The organism is Azospirillum doebereinerae (assembly GCF_003989665.1).
Taxonomy (GTDB): Bacteria; Pseudomonadota; Alphaproteobacteria; order Azospirillales; family Azospirillaceae; genus Azospirillum; species Azospirillum doebereinerae.
This window is the reverse complement of the sequence record NZ_RZIJ01000080.1, coordinates 1-715: the sequence shown is the minus strand read 5'-3', so window position 1 is coordinate 715 and position 715 is coordinate 1. Positions and strand designations below refer to the sequence as shown.

Here is a 715-nt window from a genome sequence, read left to right as displayed (position 1 = left end):
CCTTCCGCTTCCCTTCCGCTTCCCCTTGAGCCTGCGCATGGTCGAGGAGATGTTGGCGGCCCGCGGCATCACCGTGAGCCATGAGACGGTGCGGCAATGGGCCTTGACGTTCGGCCGCGAGATCGCGGATCGGTTGCGTCGGCGGGCGCCACGCCGGGGCGATAAATGGCACCTCGACGAGGTCGTCTTGACCATCGCCGGCACGAAACATTATCTCTGGCGGGCCGTCGACCGCGATGGCTTCGTGCTCGATGTGCTGGTGCAGAGCCGGCGCGATGCCGAAGCGGCCAAGCGCCTGCTGCGCAAATTGCTGAAAAAGCAGGGCCGCGCGCCGCGGGTGCTGGTGACCGATAAGCTGAAGTCCTGCGCCGTGGCCAAGCGGACCATCATGCCGGGGGTGGAGCACCGTCAACACAAGGGCGTCAACAACCGGGCCGAGAACTCGCACCAACCGACCCGGCGCCGCGAGCGGCAGATGAAGCGCTTCAAATCGCCCCGACCGGTGCAGCGCTTTCTGTCTATCCAGGACCCGATCGCCAACCTCTTCCACCTCCGCCGCGACCACCGCCCCGCCTCCGACTACCACGCCGCCCGCGCCCAGGCCTTCACTGCCTGGGTTGAGGTCGACCGTGCGCCGCTGGCCGCTTGATCCCCCGATCTCTGGGCATCCGTGGCCGAACTGCGCCAGCCATCATGGTCGGTACCAACGAGTTGA

General features: G+C 67.0%; 1 pseudogene. It reads left to right on the top strand.

The features are described 5' to 3' along the window. Positions 1-625: pseudogene (locus tag EJ913_RS31270) on the top strand (IS6 family transposase); the annotation flags it as partial. Positions 626-715 lie beyond the last annotated feature (90 nt).